The sequence below is a fragment of the Catenulispora sp. GP43 genome (assembly GCF_041260665.1).
Lineage (GTDB): Bacteria > Actinomycetota > Actinomycetes > Streptomycetales > Catenulisporaceae > Catenulispora.
This window is the reverse complement of sequence record NZ_JBGCCT010000044.1, coordinates 1-22,169: the sequence shown is the minus strand read 5'-3', so window position 1 is coordinate 22,169 and position 22,169 is coordinate 1. Positions and strand designations below refer to the sequence as shown.

At 71.9% G+C, this 22,169-nt stretch carries 19 protein-coding genes and 3 tRNA genes; 12 read left to right on the top strand and 10 right to left on the bottom strand.

The window, feature by feature from the left end; genetic code table 11:
• Positions 1 to 48 precede the first annotated feature (48 nt).
• Together ABH926_RS49040 and ABH926_RS49035 are read right to left on the bottom strand one after the other, a co-directional pair.
• Entirely contained in the window at positions 49 to 558 is a 510-nt protein-coding gene (locus ABH926_RS49040) for a DUF3052 domain-containing protein (protein WP_370374293.1), read from the bottom strand.
• Between the two features lie 35 nt (positions 559 to 593).
• Positions 594 to 827, bottom strand: coding sequence for a DUF1918 domain-containing protein (locus ABH926_RS49035; protein ID WP_370374292.1), 234 nt, complete (start codon positions 825 to 827; stop codon positions 594 to 596).
• Between the two features lie 193 nt (positions 828 to 1,020).
• On the opposite strand from ABH926_RS49035, the gene aceE reads away from it, so the two are divergent.
• The 3 genes from aceE to ABH926_RS49020 all read left to right on the top strand — a co-directional run bounded on the left by aceE (position 1,021) and on the right by ABH926_RS49020 (position 6,742).
• Positions 1,021 to 3,795: a pyruvate dehydrogenase (acetyl-transferring), homodimeric type gene (gene aceE, locus ABH926_RS49030; protein ID WP_370374291.1), complete on the top strand. Its 2,775-nt coding sequence runs from the start codon at positions 1,021 to 1,023 to the stop codon at positions 3,793 to 3,795.
• 353 nt (positions 3,796 to 4,148) lie between these two features.
• Positions 4,149 to 6,530 carry a tetratricopeptide repeat protein gene (locus ABH926_RS49025; RefSeq protein WP_370374290.1) on the top strand — a complete coding sequence of 794 codons (2,382 nt, stop codon included), beginning with the start codon at positions 4,149 to 4,151 and terminating at the stop codon, positions 6,528 to 6,530.
• A gap of 32 nt (positions 6,531 to 6,562) precedes the next feature.
• Positions 6,563 to 6,742 carry a hypothetical protein gene (locus ABH926_RS49020; protein WP_370374289.1) on the top strand — a complete coding sequence of 60 codons (180 nt, stop codon included), beginning with the start codon at positions 6,563 to 6,565 and terminating at the stop codon, positions 6,740 to 6,742.
• A 63-nt stretch (positions 6,743 to 6,805) separates the two neighbouring features.
• Here the strand turns inward: ABH926_RS49020 and ABH926_RS49015 are convergent, their stop codons facing one another.
• The 6 genes from ABH926_RS49015 to ABH926_RS48990 form a co-directional block, all read right to left on the bottom strand.
• Entirely contained in the window at positions 6,806 to 8,311 is a 1,506-nt protein-coding gene (locus ABH926_RS49015; RefSeq protein WP_370374288.1) for an MFS transporter, read from the bottom strand.
• A 120-nt stretch (positions 8,312 to 8,431) separates the two neighbouring features.
• Positions 8,432 to 8,505 (bottom strand) — tRNA-Ala (locus ABH926_RS49010).
• A 65-nt stretch (positions 8,506 to 8,570) separates the two neighbouring features.
• Positions 8,571 to 8,643, bottom strand: a tRNA-Arg gene (locus tag ABH926_RS49005).
• Between the two features lie 4 nt (positions 8,644 to 8,647).
• Positions 8,648 to 8,720, bottom strand: a tRNA-Ala gene (locus ABH926_RS49000).
• Between the two features lie 10 nt (positions 8,721 to 8,730).
• A complete protein-coding gene (locus ABH926_RS48995) occupies positions 8,731 to 9,948 on the bottom strand; it encodes a hypothetical protein (RefSeq protein ID WP_370374287.1) in 1,218 nt (405 codons plus the stop codon).
• Positions 9,949 to 10,039: 91 nt separating this feature from the next.
• Entirely contained in the window at positions 10,040 to 11,473 is a 1,434-nt protein-coding gene (locus ABH926_RS48990; protein WP_370374286.1) for a gamma-aminobutyraldehyde dehydrogenase, read from the bottom strand.
• A gap of 159 nt (positions 11,474 to 11,632) precedes the next feature.
• Here ABH926_RS48990 and ABH926_RS48985 point away from each other — a divergent pair, with 159 nt between their 5' ends.
• The 4 genes from ABH926_RS48985 (at position 11,633) to ABH926_RS48970 (ending at position 15,769) form a co-directional block, all read left to right on the top strand.
• Positions 11,633 to 12,124: an Lrp/AsnC family transcriptional regulator gene (locus ABH926_RS48985; protein ID WP_370374285.1), complete on the top strand. Its 492-nt coding sequence runs from the start codon at positions 11,633 to 11,635 to the stop codon at positions 12,122 to 12,124.
• Positions 12,125 to 12,189: 65 nt separating this feature from the next.
• Positions 12,190 to 13,566, top strand: a complete 1,377-nt coding sequence (locus tag ABH926_RS48980; protein WP_370374284.1) for an aspartate aminotransferase family protein — start codon at positions 12,190 to 12,192, stop codon at positions 13,564 to 13,566.
• Between the two features lie 134 nt (positions 13,567 to 13,700).
• Positions 13,701 to 14,381, top strand: coding sequence for a pyridoxamine 5'-phosphate oxidase family protein (locus ABH926_RS48975; protein ID WP_370374283.1), 681 nt, complete (start codon positions 13,701 to 13,703; stop codon positions 14,379 to 14,381).
• Complete coding sequence (locus ABH926_RS48970; protein ID WP_370374282.1) at positions 14,369 to 15,769, top strand: NAD(P)/FAD-dependent oxidoreductase; 1,401 nt, start codon at positions 14,369 to 14,371, stop codon at positions 15,767 to 15,769. Before ABH926_RS48975 ends, ABH926_RS48970 begins: the two co-directional genes overlap by 13 nt.
• 72 nt (positions 15,770 to 15,841) lie before the next feature.
• On the opposite strand, the gene ABH926_RS48965 is transcribed toward ABH926_RS48970, so the two are convergent.
• Both ABH926_RS48965 and ABH926_RS48960 read right to left on the bottom strand, forming a co-directional pair.
• Positions 15,842 to 16,582, bottom strand: a complete 741-nt coding sequence (locus ABH926_RS48965; protein WP_370374281.1) for a hypothetical protein — start codon at positions 16,580 to 16,582, stop codon at positions 15,842 to 15,844.
• A gap of 51 nt (positions 16,583 to 16,633) precedes the next feature.
• A complete protein-coding gene (locus tag ABH926_RS48960; protein ID WP_370374280.1) occupies positions 16,634 to 17,245 on the bottom strand; it encodes a TetR family transcriptional regulator in 612 nt (203 codons plus the stop codon).
• A 37-nt stretch (positions 17,246 to 17,282) separates the two neighbouring features.
• On the opposite strand from ABH926_RS48960, the gene ABH926_RS48955 reads away from it, so the two are divergent.
• The 5 genes from ABH926_RS48955 (at position 17,283) to ABH926_RS48935 (ending at position 21,998) form a co-directional block, all read left to right on the top strand.
• Positions 17,283 to 18,281, top strand: a complete 999-nt coding sequence (locus tag ABH926_RS48955; protein ID WP_370374279.1) for an oxidoreductase — start codon at positions 17,283 to 17,285, stop codon at positions 18,279 to 18,281.
• Between the two features lie 175 nt (positions 18,282 to 18,456).
• Entirely contained in the window at positions 18,457 to 19,302 is an 846-nt protein-coding gene (locus tag ABH926_RS48950; RefSeq protein ID WP_370374278.1) for an ATP-binding cassette domain-containing protein, read from the top strand.
• A gap of 88 nt (positions 19,303 to 19,390) precedes the next feature.
• On the top strand, positions 19,391 to 20,122 hold the full coding sequence (locus ABH926_RS48945) for a hypothetical protein (protein ID WP_370374277.1): 732 nt from the start codon (positions 19,391 to 19,393) through the stop codon (positions 20,120 to 20,122).
• A complete protein-coding gene (locus tag ABH926_RS48940) occupies positions 20,119 to 21,159 on the top strand; it encodes an ABC transporter ATP-binding protein (RefSeq protein WP_370374276.1) in 1,041 nt (346 codons plus the stop codon). The genes ABH926_RS48945 and ABH926_RS48940 overlap by 4 nt, the downstream gene beginning before the upstream one ends.
• On the top strand, positions 21,156 to 21,998 hold the full coding sequence (locus ABH926_RS48935; protein ID WP_370374275.1) for an ABC transporter permease subunit: 843 nt from the start codon (positions 21,156 to 21,158) through the stop codon (positions 21,996 to 21,998). Before ABH926_RS48940 ends, ABH926_RS48935 begins: the two co-directional genes overlap by 4 nt.
• Positions 21,999 to 22,169 lie beyond the last annotated feature (171 nt).

Here is a 22,169-nt window from a genome sequence, read left to right as displayed (position 1 = left end):
GGATGGAAGGGCCGCCGTCAGGCGGCCCGTTCGGGGAGGACATCGCCGCTAGTTCTCCGTGCTGTCGGCCTTGGCCCGGACCGTGGACTTGGCCAGCTTGCCGCCGGCCTTCGGGCTCACCAGCCGGGTGCCGGACCAGTCCGGGCCGGCGCTGATGCTGGAGGTCGCCGACAGTCCGGCCGTGGGGGCCGCTTCGCCGATGTCGCTGGGCTCCACGTGCCCCGGGCGCCCGGCCTTGGGCGTCAGGAGCCAGATCGGGCCGCCGTCGGCCAGCGAGGTCAGCGCGTCGACCAGGTTGTCCACCAGGTCGCCGTCGTCCGTACGGTGCCACAGCACCACGGCGTCGACCACGCCCTCGAAGTCCACGTCGACCAGATCCGCGCCGATCGTGTCCATGATGGCCTGACGCAGTTCCTCGTCGCAGTCCTCGTCCCAGCCGAGTTCCTGCACCACTTCGCCGGCCTGGAAGCCCAGGCGCACCGCCAGCGGGTTTGCGGCGGCCTGAACCGTGTCCGCGACCGCGCCCACGGAACTGTCCTCCTTCATGTCGTTCTGCATTCCCCTAGTCCATACGCCGGAAGCCCAAGACGCAACTACCCGTCGGACGGCGAGTCCGGCGCGGTGTCGCCGCCGGCGGGCGCGGAGGCGCCGTGTTCGACGACCGCGTCGGGTCCGGGGAACACCAGTCCCTGGTGCCCGTCGTCGAACCGGACCAGGTAGGGAGGGGTGCCAGAGTCCCCCTGGACCTCGATGATCTCGCCGCTGCGGTCCATCTCGCCGACGTGGGCGGCGTGCACGTGAAGCCGGTCTCCAACTGTTGCTCGCATGTCTTCAGTTCACACCCGGACTCCGGCGAAGACCACCCGGACTCCGGCGAAGACCACCCCTCGGCACGCATTTATACCGGTCTATACCGGTTACCATCGAGTAGATGTGACGTCCACGGCATGCGCGTTAGACGATGGTGGACGATGTAACCGAGAAGATCTACAAGATCTGTGTCTAGGTTGAAGGACGACAGTGGCACCCGGACAAGAGCGATTCCCCATCATCAGTGACGGCCTGCCCACTCAGCTGCCGGACGTGGATCCGAACGAGACAGCGGAGTGGATCGAGTCCCTGGACTCGGTCGTCAACGAACAGGGCCGCCAGCGTGCGCGGTACCTGATGCTGCGCCTCCTCCAGGAAGCCCGCGCGAAACAGGTCGGCGTGCCGGGCCTGCGCTCCACGGACTACATCAACACGATCCCGCCGGAGGCGGAGCCGTGGTTCCCCGGGGATGAGGACATCGAGCGCCGGATCCGTGCGTTCATCCGGTGGAACGCCGCCATCATGGTGTCCCGGGCGAACCGTCCGGGCCTGGGCGTCGGCGGCCACATCGCCACCTACGCCTCGGCCGCGTCGCTGTACGAAGTGGGCTTCAACCACTTCTTCCGCGGCAAGGACCACGGCGAGTCCGGCGACCAGGTCTACTTCCAGGGCCACGCCTCGCCGGGCATCTACGCCCGCGCGTTCCTCGAGGGCCGGCTCACCGAGCAGCACCTGGACGGCTTCCGCCAGGAGACCTCCCAGGCGCCCTACGGCCTGTCCTCCTACCCGCACCCGCGCTTGATGCCGGACTTCTGGGAGTTCCCGACCGTCTCGATGGGCCTGGGCCCGATCGGCGCGATCTACCAGGCGCGGTTCAACAAGTACATGTACTCGCGCGGCATCGCGGACACCTCGCGCAGCCATGTCTGGGCGTTCCTCGGCGACGGCGAGACCGACGAGCCGGAGTCGCTCGGCGCGATCGGCCTGGCCGCCCGCGACGAGCTGGACAACCTGACCTTCGTGATCAACTGCAACCTGCAGCGCCTGGACGGCCCGGTGCGCGGCAACGGCAAGATCATCCAGGAGTTGGAGTCCACCTTCCGCGGCGCCGGCTGGAACGTCATCAAGGTGATCTGGGGCCGCGACTGGGACCCGCTGCTGGCCCAGGACACCGACGGCGCGCTGGTGAACAAGATGAACACCACGCCCGACGGCCAGTTCCAGACCTACTCGGTGGAGACCGGCGACTACATCCGCGAGAACTTCTTCGGGGACGACGCCCGGCTGCGCAAGATGGTCTCCGGCATGTCCGACGACCAGCTGCGCACCCTGTCGCGCGGCGGCCACGACTACCGCAAGGTCTACGCGGCGTTCAAGGCGGCCCGGGAGCACACCGGCCAGCCGACCGTGATCCTGGCCCACACCATCAAGGGCTGGACGCTGGGCGAGCACTTCGAGGCGCGCAACGCCACGCACCAGATGAAGAAGCTCACCAAGGCCGAGCTCAAGAGCTTCCGCGACCGGCTGCACCTGCCGATCACGGACGCCCAGCTGGAGGCGGACCTGCCGCCGTACTTCCACCCGGGCGAGAACTCCCCCGAGATCCAGTACATGAAGGAGCGCCGCGCCGCGCTCGGCGGCTACCTGCCGCGCCGCCAGGTGCGCACCAAGCCGCTGATCCTGCCCGGCGACGACGTCTACGGGCAGCTGAAGAAGGGCTCCGGCAAGCAGGCGATGGCCACCACCATGGCCTTCGTCCGGCTGCTGAAGGACCTGATGCGGGACAAGAACATCGGCGCGCGGTTCGTGCCGATCATCCCGGACGAGGCCCGCACCTTCGGCATGGACTCGCTGTTCCCGACCGCGAAGATCTACTCGCCGCACGGCCAGACCTACGACGCCGTGGACCGCGACCTGCTGCTGTCGTACAAGGAGTCCACGCAGGGCCAGATCCTGCACGAGGGCATCAGCGAGGCCGGCTCGACGGCGTCCCTGGTGGCCGCGGGCAGCTCCTACGCCACGCACGGCGAGGCCACGATCCCGGTCTACATCTTCTACTCGATGTTCGGGTTCCAGCGGACCGGCGACCAGTTCTGGCAGATGGCCGACCAGCTCGGGCGCGGCTTCGTGCTGGGCGCCACGGCCGGGCGCACCACGCTGACCGGCGAGGGCCTGCAGCACGCCGACGGCCACTCGCACCTGCTGGCGTCCACGAACCCGGCGGCGGTCGCCTACGACCCGGCGTTCGCGTTCGAGATCAGCCACATCGTGCAGGACGGTCTGCGCCGCATGTACGGGTCCTCCGAGGAGCACCCGCACGGCGAGGACGTGTTCTACTACGTCACCGTCTACAACGAGCCGTACCAGCAGCCCGCTGAGCCGGCCGGCGTGGACACCGAGGGCATCCTGAAGGGCCTGTACCGCTACGCGGCCGCCCCGGAGGGCCCGGCCGACCGGCCCAAGGCGCAGATCCTGGCCTCGGGCGTCGGCGTCACCTGGGCGCTGAAGGCGCAGCAGATGCTGGCCGAGGAGTGGGGCGTGGCCGCGGACGTGTGGTCGGCCACCTCCTGGACCGAGCTGCGCCGCGACGCACTGGCCGCCGACGAGCGCGCGCTGCTCTACCCCGAGGAGGAGCCGCGCGTGCCCTACGTCACCCAGACGCTGGGCGCCACCGAGGGCCCGATCGTCGCGGTGTCGGACTGGATGCGCGCGGTCCCGGACCAGATCGCGCAGTGGGTGCCGGGCGACGCGACGTCGCCGCAGCGGTACACCTCGCTGGGCGCCGACGGCTTCGGCTTCGCGGACACCCGCGGCGCCGCGCGCCGGTTCTTCCACATCGACGCCGAGTCGGTGGTGACCGCCGTCCTGGCCCAGCTCGCCAAGCGCGGCGAGGTCAAGCGGGAGGCCCCGGCCGAGGCGATCCGCAAGTACCAGCTGCACGACGTGCGCGCCGCGGGCGCCGGCCCGACCGGCGGCGAGGCGTGAGGACGCGCTGAGGCACGAGCACGACAGAGCGCCCCGACCGGATCTTTCCGGTCGGGGCGCTCTGTCGTGCTGGCGGGAAACCTCGAAAACCACAGCCGCGCCTTGCGGAACCCCCCACGAGTTCCGCAAGACGCGGTGAAGTCGGCCGTCGCAACCCCCGTTGACAGCGCACAGCCTCCCGGGCTCCGCCCCACGCAGCCGGGGTGCCGCCGCACCATCCGCTGCGCGACTCGCACGTCGAGATTAAGCATTGGCGATACTCGGAGGCGAGAATCCCGTACAACTCCGTACACTCATCCGCAAGCCGTAGACCTGCGGCGATCCTCGCCGAACGGTGTCATGGAAGGGTTTGTGTGACGGACCAGACCATCTCCGCCGCCCCCGACCCGGTCGGCAGCGTGGACCTCGCCGACTTCATCGAGCGGCTGCGGACGCTGCGCGCGTATGCCGGCTCGCCGCCCTTCCGCCTCCTGGCCAAGCGCGTCGGCCCACTGCTCAAACCGCCGCAGGACGTCACTCACTCCACCATCAGCGACGTCTTCGACCCGGCGCGCCGCCGGCTGAACCACGAACTGGTCGCGGCGATCGTGCAGGCGCTCGGGGTGCCCGAGACGCAGGCGGCGCGGTGGCGGGCGGCCTGTGTGGCGGCGCACGCGACCCGGCGGGCCGCGGGGACCGGCGGGGTGTTCCGCCAGCTGCCGGCCGAGCTGGCGACGTTCACGGGCCGGCGGGAGGAACTGGCCGAGCTGGCCGCCCTGGTCGGACTGGCCGGGCAAGCCGGGCAGGGGCAGGCCGGGCAAGCCGGCGGCGCGCAGGCACCGCGCACCGTAGTCGTCTCGGCGATCGAGGGCATGGCCGGCGTCGGCAAAACCCAGCTGGCCATCCGCGCCGCGCACGAACTGGTCCGGGCCGGGCGCTTCGCCGACGTGCAGCTCTACGTGAACCTGCGGGGCTTCGACGCCGAGGCGGCCCCGGCCGACCCGGCCGACGTCCTGGACTCCTTCCTGCGCCAGCTGGAGGTGCCGGCGCGGGCCATCCCGGCCGACCGGGACGAGCGCGCGGCGATGTTCCGCGACCGGATCGCCGGCCGCGACGCCCTGCTGGTCCTGGACAACGCCGCCGACGAGGCGCAGGTCGCCGACCTGATCCCGGCCGACCCGCGCTGCCTGGTGCTGGTCACCAGCCGCCGGAACCTGGCCGGCCTGGACGGCGCGCACCTGTTCCGGCTGGGCGTCTTCCCGCTGCGCGACGCGCTGGAGCTGCTGGCGCGGATCGTGGGCCGGGCCCGCGTGGACGCCGAGCCGGAGGCCGCCGCCGAGGTGGTGCGGCTGTGCGGGCTGCTGCCGCTGGCGGTGTCGCTGGCCGCCGCCCGGCTGCGCTCGCGGCCGTCCTGGAGCCTGGAGCGGCTGGCGGCGTACCTGCGCGACAGCGGCCTGGACGCGGTGCGCGCCGGCGGCCGAGAGCTGCGTCCGGTCTTCGACTTGTCCTACCGCGACCTGCCGCCGGCCACGGCGCGCGCCTTCCGGCTGCTGAGCCTGCATCCCGGCCGCGGCTTCACCAGCGGCGCGGTGGCGGCGCTGGCCGGCACCTCGGAGGGCGCGGCCCGCGGCGCCCTGGAGGCGCTGGTCGACGAGAACCTGGTCGAGCAGCGCACCGCGGACCGCTACGAGCTCCACGACCTGCTGCACGCCTACGCGCTGGAGCGCGCCGAGGCCGATGAGAGCGCGGCGGAGCGGGATGAGGCGCTGGCGCGGCTGGTGTCGTGGTACCTGCACACGGCCGAGAACGTCTCGCGGGCCGTGGAGAAGCGGCGTCTGCTGGAGACCGTGCCGCCGCGGCCCGGCGAGCCGTCGGCGCCGGCATTCGACTCGGCGCTGGAGGCGATGGCCTGGTACGACGCCGAACGCGAGAACCTCGGCGCGGTCCTGGCGCACGCCGCCGACGCCGGATGGGACGAACTGGCGCTGCGCCTGCCGGTGACCCTGCTGGGCTGCTACCAGCTGCGCACGGACTGGCCCCACTGGCGCGCCGGCTATGAGACCGGCCTGGCCAGCGCGCGCCGGATCGGCGACCGCGCCGCCGAGGGCCGCCTGCTGAACGGCCTGGGCCTGGTGCTGTACGACGTCCACGAGTACACCGAGGCGATCGAGGTGTACCACGAAGGGCTGGCCCTGGCCGAGGAGCTGGACAACCAGCCGCAGGTGGCCTCGATCCTGGGCAACATCGCCGGCTGCCACAGCCGGCTGGGCGACTACACCACCTCCGAGCAGATGCACCGCCGCGGCCTGGCCCTGTTCCGCGAACTGGGCAACCAGCAGCAGGTGGCCTCCTCGCTGACCAACCTGGGCAACATGCTGCAGCAGGCCGGGCGCCTGGAGGAGTCCCGCACGGCGCAGACCCAGGCCCTGGCCGCCGCCCGCGAGGCCGGCAACCGCCGCTACGAGGCGATCATCGCCTTCAACCGCGCCGAGGTCGGCATGGACCTCGACCGCCCCGCCGAGGCCGAGGAGGACTACCGGCTGGCTCTGAGGGCCGCCCGCGAGGCCGGCGACCGCCCGGTGGAGGCGGAGGCCCTGCGCTCGCTGGCGAGGCCCCTGAAGGCCCTGGGAAGGCCCGTGGAGGCCCGCGAGGCGCTGCGCGAGGCGCTGGCGGTCTTCGAGGCGCTGGAGTCGCCGGAGGCGGAGGCCACGCGGGAGCGGTTGGCGGAGCTCGACTCCGGGGAACAGACTCTGTAAGAGCACTTATTCACCAGGAACGGGGGATCCTCATGAGTGCCGATCCCGATCACGACGGCGCCGTCGTCGAGCCGGACCCGAACTACACGGGCGGCGGCGAGAAGCAGCGGGACGCGGTCCACGAGGGCGGAGAGGGCGTCGTCGCGCCCGACCCGGGCGGGGTGACCGGCGGCGTCAAGCAGTCGGATCCGGGGGCGATCACCGGCGGCTGACCGCCACCATCCCGAGCGCCGACTCAGAAGGCCGCGGCGATCTCCTCGGCGCGGCGTTCCCGCCTACCCCGCATCGTGCGCCGGCTCCAGCGGCGGGCTCCCGATCGGCAGGCACGTCGTGCACTGCGGTTCCTCGACCGCGTGCTCCGGGGTGGGGCGGGTGGCCTCGTCGCGGATGCCGAACCAGGCGATGGCGCCGGAGACCGCGAACAGGAGCGCGGCCAGCACCATCGCCTTGCTGAACGCCGGCTCCAGCTTCGCCGGGTTGGCATAGGCGTCGCCCTTCAGGCCCACCAGCAGCGGGAAGGCCGCCACCGCCAGGGCGCCGGCGGCGCGGGCGACCGCGTTGTTCACACCGCTGGCGATGCCGGCACGGTCGGTGGTGGTGGAGTTCAGGACCGTCACCGTGACCGGGACCGCGATCATCACCATGCCGAGGGAGAAGACCAGCAGGGCCGGCAGGATGTGGGTCCAGTAGTGCGGGTGGTGGCCGGAGGTCGACAGGATCAGCGTGCCGATCGCCGTCAGCACGCCGCCGGCCGTCATCAGCCGGCGCGCGCCGACCTTCGTGGTCAGGGCGCCGACGCGCGAGGACAGCGTCATCATCACGATCGTCAGCGGCAGCGAGGCCAGTCCCGCCTGCAGCGGGCTGTAGCCGCCGACCACCTGCAGGTACGTCGCGAAGAAGAAGAACAGCGCGCCGAGCGCACCGTACGCCGTCAGCGTCAGGGCGTTGGCCGCGCTGAACTCCCGGGAGCTGAACAGCGACAGCGGCATCATCGGTGCCGGGGAGCGCTGTTCGACCAGTACGAACGCCACCAGCGCCGCGATCCCGGCCAGCCCGGTCACGACCACGCTCGCCGAGCCCAGTCCCTTCACCCCGGCCTCCACCAGCGCGTACGTGACCCCGCCGAGTCCCAGCGCGCCGAGGGCCGCGCCCGGCAGGTCGAAGTGCCCGGCGACGAGTTCCCTGGACTCCGGCACGTACCGCATCGCGATCGCCACCACGGCGACGGCCAGCGGCAGGTTGATCAGGAAGATCCAGCGCCAGGACGCGTACTCGATGAGATAGCCGCCGACCAGCGGCCCGGCCGCGCCGGCGATGCTGGCCAGGCCCGACCAGGCGCCGACGGCCTTCGCGCGGTCGTCGGGGTGGAAGACGGACTGGATCAGGGCCAGCGCACCGGGGGTGAGCAGCGCGCTGCCGACGCCCTGGATCGCGCGGAAGGCGATCAGGAAGCCCAGGCTCGGCGCCAGTCCGCAGGCCAGCGAGGCCAGCGCGAACCAGACCACGCCGATCAGGAACACCTTGCGGCGGCCGAAGCGGTCGCCCAGGGAGCCGCCGACGAGGACGAACGCGGCCAGCGTGAGCGTGTAGCCGGTGACCGTCCACTGCAGCCCGGCCAGCGACGCGCCGAACTGTTGGCCGATGCGCGGCAGCGCGATGTTGACCACCGTGCCGTCGAGGAAGGCCATCGACGAGCCCAGAATGGTGGTCGCCAGGACGCCGCGGCCCACCGGCGTGCCCAGACGGACGGTGCCCGCCTCGGCGGAGGGGACAGGGCTCACGACTCATTCACCATGCGGCCCATGCTGCCACGCATGGAGGACGAGCGCATGCCATTACCGAGCGGGGCATGACAGCACCATGACACCGTATCCCGGCCGGTCGGCGCGGGTGGGCGGGGGTCCAGGCGACCGGATTCGAACCGGCGTGTTCCAGCCTTGCGGTGGCGGTGCGACTCCCTCTGCGCTACGCCTGGCCGCGCCCGCGACAGCGTGGCAGAAGCTTGCCACGCACCGCGCGCCGGCGGCACCGGATCATGCGGCCAGGCGGCCGGAGTCGAACCGGCGTCCTCCGCATCCGAAGTGCGGCGTGTCTGCCTCTGCACTACGCCTGGCAAGCCCGGCCGGCCGGATTCGAACCGACGTCCTCCGTCCTGCGGAGACGGTGTGACTGCCTCTGCACTACGTCCGGGATGAGCACCCTATCGGGCAAGGGCTGCGGAAGCGGCTGGAGCGAGGTCGTCCACCAGGACCAGCCGCCGCCAGTCGCGGTCGACGTGTTCTTCGATCAGCCCGGTGTACGGCCACGGCTCGATCAGCGGCGCCCCGAGCTCCATCACCGACCCCGGCGTCCCGACGCTCACCGGCGCGGCCTCGGCGGCGGCCAGGATCGGCGCCGCCGACCCGGTGGCCATGGACGCCCGCACCGGCTCGGCCATCCTCGACAGGGCACCGACCCGCTCCTGTTCCAGCGCCCACACCGGCTCCGGGCCGGCCGTGCGGCACAGCGTCGCGTAGGCGGCCCAGCGCATCGCCGGCACCCGCACCCGGTTGTTGATCCGGCGCAGAACCCAGTGCACCAGCCGCGGATCGCCGGAGACCAGCAGCGGCTCCAACACCGCGACGTCCTCGGCGCAGGATTCCAGCCGTGCGGCGAACCGCGGCCGGAACCCGCCGGCCGCCTCGGCCAGCCGGACGAGCCCGATCCGCAGCGCGCGATCGACTCCGCGCTGGACGTAGGCCTGCTCCAACACGGCGATGTCATCGCGCTCACGCAGCACGAGTTCGCGAAGCTTCGTGATCGCGTAGATCGGGTTCCGGTCCAGCGCGGACCGCATGGCCTCGGTCCCCGAAGGGCCGAGTGCGTACTCGACGAACAGCGGATGCAGCGGTCCCCGATCCAGCATCCGGGTCAGGACCCCGCCGAACACCTCGTTCTCGGCGCAGCCCTCGAGGAAAGCCTCCGCGATCCCGGGCGGCGCCATCGCCACCAGCACCGCCGAGGCGTCGACCCCGCGCGGCCACCGGGGCGCACGGCCGCCGGCACCCGGCGAAGGATCGGTGCCGTCCGGACGCGCGACCGAGTCGATCAGTTCGACCACCGAGCCCGGGTGCGCGCCGGCGCGCATCATCAGCGCCAGCCACGATTCCGGGTCCTCGCCGACCCACCGCCGGAGCAGCGCCGCGACCACCGCGAGCAGCTGCCGGCGCCAGGGCTCGAAGTCGCTGCGGGTGACGGCGAGCCCGGCCGGAGCGCGCCCGCCGAGATAGTCCTCCGTCAGCCCGTCGATCGGCACCAGCAGGCCCAGCGTCTCCACGGCCGGCCGGGTGTGCGCCACCACGTCCGCGGCGTCCAGATCCCCGGCCATCAGGGCCGCGATCACCGCGCCGCGCTCCCGGAAATGGGTGCTCGCGTCCATGGGCTCATGATGAGGCAAAGCCGCACCGGCCGGCCCGGGGGTTTTGGTCAAGTACCGTCCCGAGCCGGCCCCGCGGTCACGCCCCGGACGGTCAGGCCTCGATGTTGCTCATCACGTGCTTGATCCGGGTGTAGTCCTCGAACCCGTACATCGACAGGTCCTTGCCGTACCCGGAGTGCTTGAAGCCGCCGTGCGGCATCTCGGCGACCAGCGGGATATGGGTGTTGATCCAGACGCAGCCGAAGTCCAGGGCCTTGGCGGCGCGCATGGCCTTGCCGTGGTCCTTGGTCCACACCGAGGACGCCAGCGCGTACTCCACGCCGTTGGCCCAGGTCAGCGCCTGCTCCTCGCCGGAGAACTTCTGCACCGTGATGACCGGGCCGAAGACCTCGTTCTGGATGATCTCGTCGTCCTGCTCCAGGCCGGAGACCACGGTCGGGGCGAAGAAGTAGCCGGTGTCGCCGACCCGCGCGCCGCCGGTCTCGACCTTGGCGTGCGCCGGGAGCCGGTCGATGAAGCCGGTGACGTGGCGCAGCTGGTTGGCGTTGTTCAGCGGGCCGTAGAGCACGTCCTCGTCGTCCGGGTTCCCGGTCTTGGTGTTCTTCGCGGCCTCGGTGAGCTTCTCGACGAAGGCCTCGTACGCCGCGTCCTCGACCAGCACGCGGGTGGCCGCGGTGCAGTCCTGGCCGGCGTTGAAGAACCCGGCGACCGAGATGCCCTCGACCGCGGCGTCCAGGTCGGCGTCGGCGTAGACGATGACCGGCGCCTTGCCGCCGAGCTCCAGGTGCACCCGCTTGACGTCGGTGGCGGCGCTCTTGGCGACCTCCATGCCGGCCCGCACCGAGCCGGTGATCGAGGCCATCGCCGGGGTCTTGTGCTCGACCATCGCCCGGCCGGTGTCCCGGTCGCCGCAGATCACGTTGAACACGCCGGCCGGCAGGATCTCGCCGATGATCTCGGCCATCAGCAGGGCGGACATCGGCGTGGTGTCCGAGGGCTTCAGGACCACGGTGTTGCCCGCGGCGATGGCCGGGGCGAACTTCCACACCGCCATCATCGCCGGGTAGTTCCACGGCGCGACCTGCGCGCAGACCCCGACCGGCTCGCGCCGGATCCAGGAGCTGTGGCCGGCCAGGTACTCGGCCGAGGCCGCGCCCTCGAGCATCCGGGCCGCGCCGGCGAAGAAGCGGATCTGGTCGACCATCGGGGGCAGTTCCTCCGAGGCGGTCAGCCCCAGCGGCTTGCCGGTGTTCTGCGACTCCACCGCGACGATCTCGGCGGCCCGCGCCTCGATGGCGTCGGCCACCTTCAGCAGCAGCCGCTGCCGCTCGGCCGGGGTGGTGTCGCGCCAGGCCGGGAAGGCGTCGGCGGCGGCGCGCATCGCCGCGTCGACGTCGTCGGACTCCGAGATCGGCGCGTGCGCGATCACCTGCTCGGTGACCGGGTCGACGATCGGGCTGGTCCGGCCCGACACGGTGTCGACCGGCTTGCCGCCCACGTAGTTGCGCAGCTGACGTGCTTCCACGGTGTTGCTCTCCTTCGGATCTGTGCCGGTCCGGATGAGACCAGCCTACACAGTTGGGTCGACAGTGACGATGGATTCAGTGCTCAAAAACGTCCTCGCGTACGGATTCCATCGAGGAAGCCTTGCCAAGATACCGTTCCCGTTGTCACAATCCCTTTCGTGACCGACAGGACGAACGACCGGGCCGGCGGCGCCGCGGGCGGCTACCACTTGGACCCCCTGTCCAAGGCAATCATCGAGCAGCTCCAGCAGGACGGACGGCGCGCCTACGCGACGATCGGCCGCGCGGTGGGCCTGAGCGAGGCGGCGGTGCGCCAGCGGGTGCAGAAGCTCATCGACGCCGGCGTGATGCAGATCGTGGCCGTGACCGACCCGCTGACCGTGGGCTTCCACCGCCAGGCGATGATCGGCATCCGCGCCGAGGGCGACCTGGACCCGGTGGCCGAGGCGCTGGCCGGCATGCCCGAGGTCGACTACGTGGTGATGACCGCCGGATCCTTCGACCTGCTGGTGGAGGTGGTCTGCGCGGACGACGACCACCTCCTGGAGATCATCAACAAGCGGATCCGAGCTCTCCCGCAGGTCCGGTCGACCGAATCTTTCGTCTATCTGAAGCTTCGCAAACAAACGTACACCTGGGGCGCCCTGTAGCGGCAAGATCGGCGCCCGACCGGGCCCGTCCCCGAACGATCCACTCCTTGACGCGAGGAAGAGTAATGAGCACCGACAGCCAGGACAAATCCGCCTACGACCATCTCTGGATGCACTTCACCCGGATGTCCGGGTACAAGGACAACCCCGTGCCGACGATCGTCCGGGGCGAGGGCGCGCGCATCTACGACAGCAACGGCAAGAGCTACCTGGACGGCCTGGCGGGCCTGTTCGTCGTGCAGGCCGGCCACGGCCGCATAGAGCTCGCCGAGGCGGCCTACAAGCAGGCCCAGGAGCTGGCGTTCTTCCCGCTGTGGAGCTATGCGCACCCGCAGGCGATCGAGCTGGCCGACCGGCTGGCCCACTACGCCCCCGGCGACCTGAACAAGGTGTTCTTCACCACCGGCGGCGGCGAGGCGGTGGAGACCGCCTGGAAGCTGGCCAAGCAGTACTTCAAGCTGGTCGGCAAGCCGATGAAGCACAAGGTCATCTCGCGCAACATCGCCTACCACGGCACCCCGCACGGCGCGCTGTCCATCACCGGCATCCCGGACGCCAAGAAGTACTTCGAGCCGCTGGTCCCCGGCGCGCACAAGGTGCCGAACACGAACTACTACCGCGCGGACGAGATCACCGGCATGCCTGGCATGAGCGAGGAGGAGTTCGGGATCTGGTGCGCCAACCAGGTCGAGAACATGATCCTCACCGAGGGCCCGGAGACGGTCGCGGCCGTGTTCGTCGAGCCGGTCCAGAACTCCGGCGGCTGCTTCCCGCCGCCGCCCGGGTACTTCGCCCGGCTGCGGGAGATCTGCGACGAGTACGACGTGCTGCTGGTCTCCGACGAGGTGATCTGCGCGTTCGGCCGGCTGGGCACCATGTTCGCCTGTGACAAGTTCGGCTACGTCCCGGACATCATCACCTGCGCCAAGGGCATGACCTCCGGCTACTCCCCGATCGGCGCGACCATCGTGTCCGACCGCATCGCGGCGCCGTTCTACGAGGGCACCAACTACTTCCCGCACGGCTACACCTTCGGCGGGCACCCGGTCTCCGCGGCGGTCGGCATGGCCAATCTGGACCTGTTCGAGCGCGAGGGCCTGAACCAGCACGTGCTGGACAACGAGGGCGCCTTCCGCTCGACGCTGGAGAAGCTCAAGGACCTGCCGATCGTCGGCGACGTGCGCGGAGACGGCTACTTCTACGGCATCGAGCTGGTGAAGGACAAGGCCACCAAGACGACCTTCGACGACGACGAGGCCGAGCGCCTGCTGCGCGGCTTCCTGTCCAAGGCGCTGTTCGACGCGGGCCTGTACTGCCGCGCCGACGACCGCGGCGACCCGGTGGTGCAGCTCGCGCCGCCGCTGATCGTCGGGCAGAGCGAGTTCGACGAGATCGAGCAGACGCTGCGCTCGGTGCTGACCGAGGCCTGGACCCGGCTGTAGTCCCGAGTCCCCCGGCGCTTTCGGCACCCTGAACCGAACTGCGCCCCCGGCCCCGGAAGCGGCGGTATCCCCCGTACCACCGGCGCTTCCGGGGCTTTTCCCAACCCTGTGTGATCCGGATGGTTCTGATAACCATGAACTCCCCCGCCGCCGAGCCTGTCGGCTCCACTCCCCGAACCCGCGTCCGCCGGCTGCCCGAGAAGGCCGCGACCGACCGCGCCGCCCTGCACGCGATCCTCGACGCCGGCCTGGTCGCGCACGTCGCCGTCACCGACAACAGCGGCCCGAACCGCTCGGCGCAGCCGTACATCCTGCCCGTGGCCTACGCCCGCGACGGCGAGCGCGTCCTGTTTCACGGCTCCACCGGCTCGCGCCTGTTCCGCTCGCTGGCCGAGGGCGCGCCGACCTGCCTGACCGTGACGCTGCTGGACGGGCTCGTGGTGGCCCGCTCGGCGTTCGAGTCCTCGATGAACTACCGCGGCGCGATGGTCCTCGGGTCCTGCCGGATGCTGCCGGAGGGCGAGAAGGAGGCGGCGCTGGAACGCATCACCGAGCACCTGATGCCGGGCCGCTGGAAGGAGCTGCGCGCGCCCAAGCGCAGGGAACTCGCCGCGACCGTGGTGCTGGCGCTGCCGCTGACCGAGGCTTCCGTGAAGATCTCCACCGGCGATCCCGGCGACGACCCGGACGACCTGGACGCGCCGGTGTGGGCCGGCGTCGTGCCGCTGCACGAGGCGTACTGCGACCCGGTGCCCGCGGCGAACCTCGCGGACGGGATCGACGTTCCCGGCTACATCCGGGAGTGGCGCCGGTGAGTGCCGTCGACGGCGGGCTGTCGCTGTGGCTGGACCAGGCGGCCGCGGCCGGCTCCGCGCCGAGCCGCCCCGCGCTGGCCGCCGACGCGGACGCGGACGTCGCGATCGTCGGCGCCGGATACACCGGCCTGTGGACCGCCTACTACCTCGCGAAGGCCGATCCGTCGCTGCGGATCGTGGTCCTGGAGCGGGAGTTCGCGGGGTTCGGCGCCTCCGGCCGCAACGGCGGCTGGTGCTCGTCGCTGTTCCCGGCCTCGCTGGCGAAGGTCGCGAGGGTCGGCGGCGGCCGGGAGCGCGCGGTCGCCCTGCAGCGTGCGCTGAACGACACCGTCGACGAGGTCGGGCGCGTGGTCGCGGACGAGGGCATCGACTGTCATTTCGCCAAGGGCGGCACCGTGGTGCTGGCCCGCACCCCGGTGCAGCTGGCCCGCGCGAAGGCCTCGGTCGAGGAGGAGCGGGAGTACGGCTTCGGCGAGGAGGACGTCAGGCTGCTCAGTGCCGCCGAGGCCTCGGCGATGGTCGGCGCCTCGAACGTCCTCGGCGGCACCTTCACCCCGCACTGCGCGGCGATCCAGCCCGCGATGCTGGCACGCGGCCTGGCTGAGGCCGTCGAGCGGCTCGGCGTCACGATCCACGAGCGCACGGCGGTCACGGCGATCCGCGGCGGCGTGGTGCAGACCGCGGGGGGCGCCCGGGTCCGGGCCGGCAAGGTGGTGCGCGCGACCGAGGGCTACACGCCGTCGATCGCCGGCTTCCAGCGCGACGTGGCGCCGGTCTACTCGCTGATGGTCGCGACCGAACCGCTGCCGGAGGAGGTCTGGGAGCAGATCGGGCTGGCCGGACGGCAGACCTTCTCCGACTTCCGCCACCTCATTATCTACGGCCAGCGCACCGCCGACGGCCGGCTGGCGTTCGGCGGACGCGGCGCGCCGTACCACTTCGGCTCGCGGATCGAGCCCGGCTACGACCGGGACGACCGGGTGCACGCCGAGATCCGCAGCACGCTGCGCGAGCTGTTCCCGGTGCTGAAGGACACGGCGTTCACCCACCGCTGGGGCGGGGCGCTGGGCGTTCCGCGCGACTGGTTCGCCTCGGTCGGCTACGACCCGGGCCGGCGCCTGGGCTGGGCCGGCGGATACGTCGGCGACGGCGTGGGCGCGACCAACCTGGCCGGCCGCACCCTCGCGGACCTGCTGACCGGCCGCGACACCGAGCTCACCCGGCTGCCCTGGGTGAACCACCGCTCGCCGCGCTGGGAGCCGGAACCGCTGCGCTGGCTGGGCGCGAACATCGGCCTGCGGACGATGAGCGCGGCCGACGCCGAGGAGGAGCGGACCGGGAAGTCCTCGGTGCGCGCGAAGGTCTTCGGGCGCTTCCTCGGGCACTGATTCTTCATCAGAATCCGGCTATAACGGTCGTCCCGGACAACTTCCCCGTGTCCGGGACGACCGATCCTACGGCTACTTCGTGCAGGTGAACGTGACGTCGCCGCTGTCGCCGGGGATCGTGATGGTCATCGTGCGCGCCGCGAGCGTCCCCTTGGCGTGTATCTCCACCAACTGCGCGACGTCTTTGGCCGGCCCCAGGGTGACCGTGAACGAACCGGCTCCGGACGGCAGTCCGCTCACCTTGACGTCGTTCTCCGGATCGTTGTCGTCGTGCAGCGTCGCGGTGCTGCCGCTCTGCGTCCAGGTCCCCGAGTCGCCGCCGGCGCTCCAGGTGCCGTCGCCGATGGTCAGGCCGACCCCGGCACCGCTCATGCCGCCGCCCGACGCCCGGCAGGACCAGGTCCCCTTCGCGATCGAGGCGAGGCTGCCGCCGCTGCCGCCGAGGCCCACCGCCAGCCCGATGCCGCCGCCGACCACGACCACGGCCGCCGCCACGATCACCAGCAGGCCGTTGGTGGTCTTCAGGAACGGCGGCTTGCCGCCGACCGGACCCTGCGCCTGGCCCTGGGCCTGCATGGCCGCGGCGGCCGCATCACGCAGCTGCTGCTCGAAGCCCGGGTTCGCCGCCACCGCGACGGCGATCGCCTGCACCAGCTCGGCCCGCGCCGCCGGGTCGCCGCTGTTCACGTAGGACGCCAGCCGCGGATCGCCCCCGAGACCGGCCGAAGCCGTGGCGTAGAAGTCGTTTCCGGCCGGCAGCTGCCCCAGCCGGAGCTGATCGAGCCCTGATACGACCCACTCGGCGAACTCCATGCCCCACCCCTGTTCCCGTTACGTCTGGCTGACGACGCCCGGGAACCTATCTCACACCACGAATGCTTGACCAGCTTCTTCGAATGCGACGTCGAGTACGGTCGCGGGGTCGGCGTGGCCGTCGGAGGCCGCCCAGTACTGCATCGCGCCGGCGAACGCCATCAGGCCCAGGCCCGCGGCGAACTGGTCGCGCGGGGTCGGGCTCTCGCGGCCGGCCCGGCGGGCCAGGACCCCGGCCAGATCGTCGCGCAGCAGGTCCAGGCGCTCGGCGAAGCGTGCGCGCAGTGCGGGGATCTGGTGTGTGTGGCGGATCAGCGCGACCGACTTCTCGCGGTCCTCGGCGAAGTCTTCGAGGGCCACGGTCTTGACCGCCTCACGGATCGCCACCGCCGGCGGCTCCTCGGCCGGCCGCGCCGCGACTTCGGCGAGGATCCCCTCGCTGACCACGACCACGGAGGAGATGACCACGTCCTCCTTGGAAGCGAAGTACCGGAAGAACGTGCGGCGGCTGACGCCCGCGGCGGCGGCGAGCTCGTCGACGGTCGTCCGCTCGAAGCCCTGTTTGGCCAGCAGTCGCAGCGCCGCCTCGGCCAGCTCGTCGCGGACCAGCTGGCGTTTGCGCTCCGCCAGGGTCAGGCCGGGTTGTTCCGTTCTGCGCCGCACGCCCCCACAGTAGCAGCGGCAACAGCGCCTGCGCGCCATGATTGACACTGAGTGCCACATGCGGCATGGTGTGCTGCGCGGCAGCGGCCGCGACGGACCGTGTCTGGAGGACGACGTCATGACCACGAAGTGGACTGCCGAGGAGATCCCGGCCTTGCACGGACGCACGTTCGTGATCACCGGCGCGAACAGCGGCCTGGGCCTGGAGGCCGCGCGCCTGCTGGCCGGCAAGGGCGGGCACGTGGTGATGACCGCGCGCAGCCGGGTCAAGGGCGAGGCCGCCGTGGCCCGGGTCGGGCAGGACGTGCCCGGCGCCTCGCTGGAGCTGCGGACGCTGGACCTGGCCGACCTGGACTCGGTGCGGGCGTTCGCGAAGGGGCTGCACGACGACGCGGTCGGCATCGACGTGCTGATCAACAACGCCGGCGTGATGATGACGCCGCAGCAGACCACGAAGCAGGGCTTCGAGATGCAGTTCGGCACCAACCACCTGGGGCACTTCGCCCTCACCGGCCTGTTGCTGGACCTGCTCGCCGGACGGCCCGACCCGCGCGTGGTGACCGTCTCCTCGACCTTCCACAAGCAGGGGTCGATCGACTTCGACGATCTGATGCGGACCAAGGGCTACAACCCCAACGCCGCCTACGCCCAGTCGAAGCTGGCGAACCTGCTGTTCGGCCTGGAGTTGCAGCGGCGGCTGACCGCGGCGGGCTCGCCGGTGCGCTCGCTGATGGCGCACCCCGGGTATTCGGCCACGAACCTGCAGTTCGCCGGGCCGACCGGGTGGCGCAAGGCGATCATGCACATCGGCAATCCGCTGTTCGCCCAGAAGCCGGCGATCGGCGCGCTGCCCGAGGTCCGGGCGGCGGTCGCGGCGGACGTGGAGGGCGGCCAGTACTACGGATGCCCGAAGGTGATGGAGACGCGAGGGCACCCGGAGCTGGTGCAGCCAAGCAGGCGCGCGCAGGACCAGGAACTGGCGGTGCGGCTGTGGGAGGAGTCGGAGAAGCTGACCGGGGTCGTGTACCCGATCTGATTGCGTACCGATCTGACTGCGTACCCGGCCTGACTGCCGGCCCGGTTCCGGTGCCGGGAACGGATTCCCGACTGTTCGAACACTGTCGGGCGCGGCGCCGGACATGCCCGGCGGGGTCGCACGTCCGGCGCAACCTTGGTTAGGCCGTTGCGCCCTTCAGGGCACACGGGTGCTCGTGAGCATCCCGTCCGACAACCCGATCCTGCTGGCCCGCGAGTTCGGGCCCGACGCCCTCACCCTCGCCGTCGGCGAAGGCGAGATCGTGGCCCTGCCCGGCGCCTGCGACGAGGGCTTCCTGCGCGCGCTGTCCGGCGCCGACCCGGCCTGGCCCGGCGGACTGTGGCTCAAGGGCGAGCCGCTGCACACCCTGCGCCCCGCGGCCCGACTCCGCTTCGCGCACGCCCAGTGCGCCGTCGCCCCGCGCGTCGGCAAACTGCTGCCCGAGCTCACGGTGCTGGAGAACACGGCCCTGCCGCTGATCCTCACCGGCCTGGGCCGCCAGGAAGCCCGCCGCCGCGCCCTCCGCTGGCTGGAGCGCCTGGACGCCGCCGCCTGCGCCGAATGGCGCATCGCGGAGCTGACACCGGCCGAGATGCGCCGGGTGGCACTGGCCCGGGCCCTGGTCCTCGACCCGGCGGTCCTGCTCGCCGAGGACCCGACCGAGGGCCTGAGCGCCGCGGAACGCTTCCAGCTGCTGCGCATCCTGCGCGCGGCGTGCGGCACACACCGGCTGACGATCGTGGTCGCCAGCGACGACGAGGACGTGGCGCGCTGGGCCGACCGGCAGATCGCGCTGAAGGTCACGGCGAAGGTCGCGGCGGCTGCGGCTGGACCTGTGGAGAAGGCTGAGCCCGCCGAACCCATCGAACCCATCGAAGCCGCCGACGCCGACGAACCGCTCGCCGGATCAGGCGCGATGATCAACCACCAGGCCCGCGGCCTGCCGCACCGCATCGGCCGGCACGCACGCGGCGAGCACCGGTTCTCGCCGGTCGGCTCGGGGGCGGAGCGCGGACGATGAGTGCCCTGACGACCACCCCGATCGCACGCGCAGCCGCCCCCCACCAGCCAGCCGCACAGCCCCCGCGCACCGACTCGGAGGCCTCGCGATGAGCGTCCTGACCACCACCACCCCGATCACGCGCTTCGACTACCGCCTGCGCGTCGCCGCCTCGCTGCTGCGCGCCGCGCCGCGCACCGAGCACCTCCTCGTCGGCGGCACGGCGCTGGCGTCGGCCGCCGCGGCGTGGCCGTTCGCCGGGGCCCTGTATCCGGCGGTCGCCATCCCCGCGCTGCTCGCGATGGCCGCCCTGATCCGGCACCTGCTCGACGGCCTCGGCGCGCGCCGCGAGGCCCTCACCGCGGCCGGTGCCGAGCCGGCCGACGCGCTGGTCATCCAGGTCGCCGGGCCGGTCGGGGCCACGTGGGCCGGGGCGGTGGTCGGGTTCGCCGCGGGCGTGGCGCTCGGCCGGCCGTCGGCGCACGCGCTCGTGCCGATCGCCGTCGGTCTCGTCGCCGCGCTCCTGGTCCGGCGGGCTTGGATCGGCGCGCCGGCGCTCGGTGCCGGTTTCGTGGCGGCGTTCGCCACGGCCGCCGTGGTGCGCGTGTCCGCCGCCGCCGACGCTCCGCTGGCCGAGCCTCGCTCGCGCGGCGCCGTCGCCCCGCACCTCCCGCAGCACGCGGCCTCCGTCTGGAGCGGCGCCTGGCCGACCGCGCTGGCCGCGGTGCTCACCGTGGCCGCGGCCCAGGTGGTCATCGCGCGGCGGCGGGAGATCCGGGGTCTGGCGCGCGCCCTGACCTCGGCGGCCGCGCGTCGCCTGATCGCGAGGAGCAGCGCATGATCAAGGCCGTCGGGCTCACCAAGCGCTATGGCGACAAGGTCGCGGTCGACCACGCCGACTTCGCCGTCGAGGCCGGGACCGTCACCGGCTTCCTCGGGCCGAACGGCGCCGGGAAGTCCACCACGATGCGCATGATCCTGGGGCTGGACCGGCCGACCGACGGCAGCGTCACGGTCGACGGCAAGCCGTACCGGAACCTGCCGGTGCCGCTGCGCGAGGTCGGCGCGCTGCTGGACGCCAAGGCCGTGCACGGCGGCCGCACCGCCTACAACCACCTGGCGTGCCTGGCCAAGTCCAACGGCATCCCGCTGGGGCGGGTCGACGAGGTCATCGGCCTGGTCGGGCTGGAGCAGGTGGCGAAGAAGCGCTCGAAGAACTTCTCCCTGGGCATGGGCCAGCGCCTGGGCATCGCCGCGGCGCTGCTCGGCGACCCCGGCACGCTGCTGTTCGACGAGCCGGTGAACGGCCTGGACCCCGAGGGCATCCTGTGGGTCCGCAACCTGATGAAGTCGCTGGCCGCGCAGGGCCGCACGGTCTTCGTCTCCAGCCACCTGATGAGCGAGATGGCGCTGACCGCGGACCGGGTGATCGTCATCGGCCGCGGCGAGATCAAGGCCGACACCACGATGCGCGAGTTCATCGCGCAGAACGCGACCACGCACGTGCGCGTCCGCTCCCCGCACATCGGCAAGCTGCGTGAGCTGATGGCCGCCAAGGGCTGGCGCACCGAGGCCCTGCCCGACGACGACGGCGCGGTCGAGGTCTTCGACGTGAGCTCCGAGGCGGTCGGCGACCTGGCCGGCGAGAACGGGCTGTGGCTGCACGAGTTGGCGGTGGTCCAGCCGTCCCTGGAGGAGGCGTTCATGAGCATGACCGCGGACAGCGTCGAGTACCACGCCGGGGTGCCCGGTATGGAACCCGGCCAGGTGCTCGGCCAGCCGGGGCTGGTTCCGCAGACGCCACAGCCGCCCACACAGACGCAGACGCAGACGCCGCCACCGCCCCCGGCCGCCGGCAGCGGGGAGGCCCGGCGATGACCACCGCACCGGCCACCGCCGCGCGCCCGGGCCCCGGGCCCGGCATCGAGGGCCGCGCCGGCTTCGGCAACGTGATCTCCAGCGAGTGGCTGAAGATCCGCACCGTCCGCGCCACCTTCTGGACCCTGATCACCCTTTTCGCCGGCTCCGCGGCCATCACGTTCCTGATCTGCCTGGCCGCGGCGAACTCCTACGCCAAGGACCTGGCCGCCGGCAAGCCCGACTCCGCCGACATCGTCCTGGTCGGCCTGGCCTTCGTCGGCCAGATCGCGGCCTACGTCCTGGGCGTGATGACGATCAGCGCCGAGTACTCCACCGGCGGCATCCGCACCACGCTGACCGCGATGCCGCGCCGCACCGAGATCCTGGTGTCCAAGGCGATCCTGCTGGCGGTCATGGTCTTCGTCATCGGCCTGGCCACCGCGTTCGCGTGCTTCTACCTGGGCAACATCCCGCTGCGGGCCAAGCACGTCGGCGTGGACATGTCCTACCCCGGCGCCACCCGCGCGATCTTCGGCAGCGCGCTGTACCTGGCCGGGCTGTCGCTGTTCGGCCTGGCGATGGGCTTCCTGCTCCGGCACACGGCCGGGGCCATCACCATCGGCCTGGCCCTGATCTTCATCATCGGCAACCTGGTCCAGCTCATCCCCGGCTCGGTCGGCCGCTGGCTGTACAAGGTGATGCCGGGCAACGCCGGCGGCCAGGTGACGGCCTTCGGCGAGTCGAACCGCCACTCGGACAAGGCGTTCGCGCCGTGGACCGGGTTCACGGTGTTCCTGATCGAGGTCGTGGTCCTGCTGATCGTCGGCGCGCTGCTGTTCGAGAAGCGCGACGCGTGAGAGCGGCGGGGGGGGGGGGGGGGGGGGGGGGGGGTGCGGGGGGCGCCGGGGGGGGGGGGGGGGGGGGGGGGGGGGCTCAGCAGGAGCTTGCGTTGGCGCGGTCCGGCGATGAACGCCTCCAGCAGGAGCTCGGCCGACGCGGCCGGGTGGTTGTAGGCCAGCAGGTGGCGG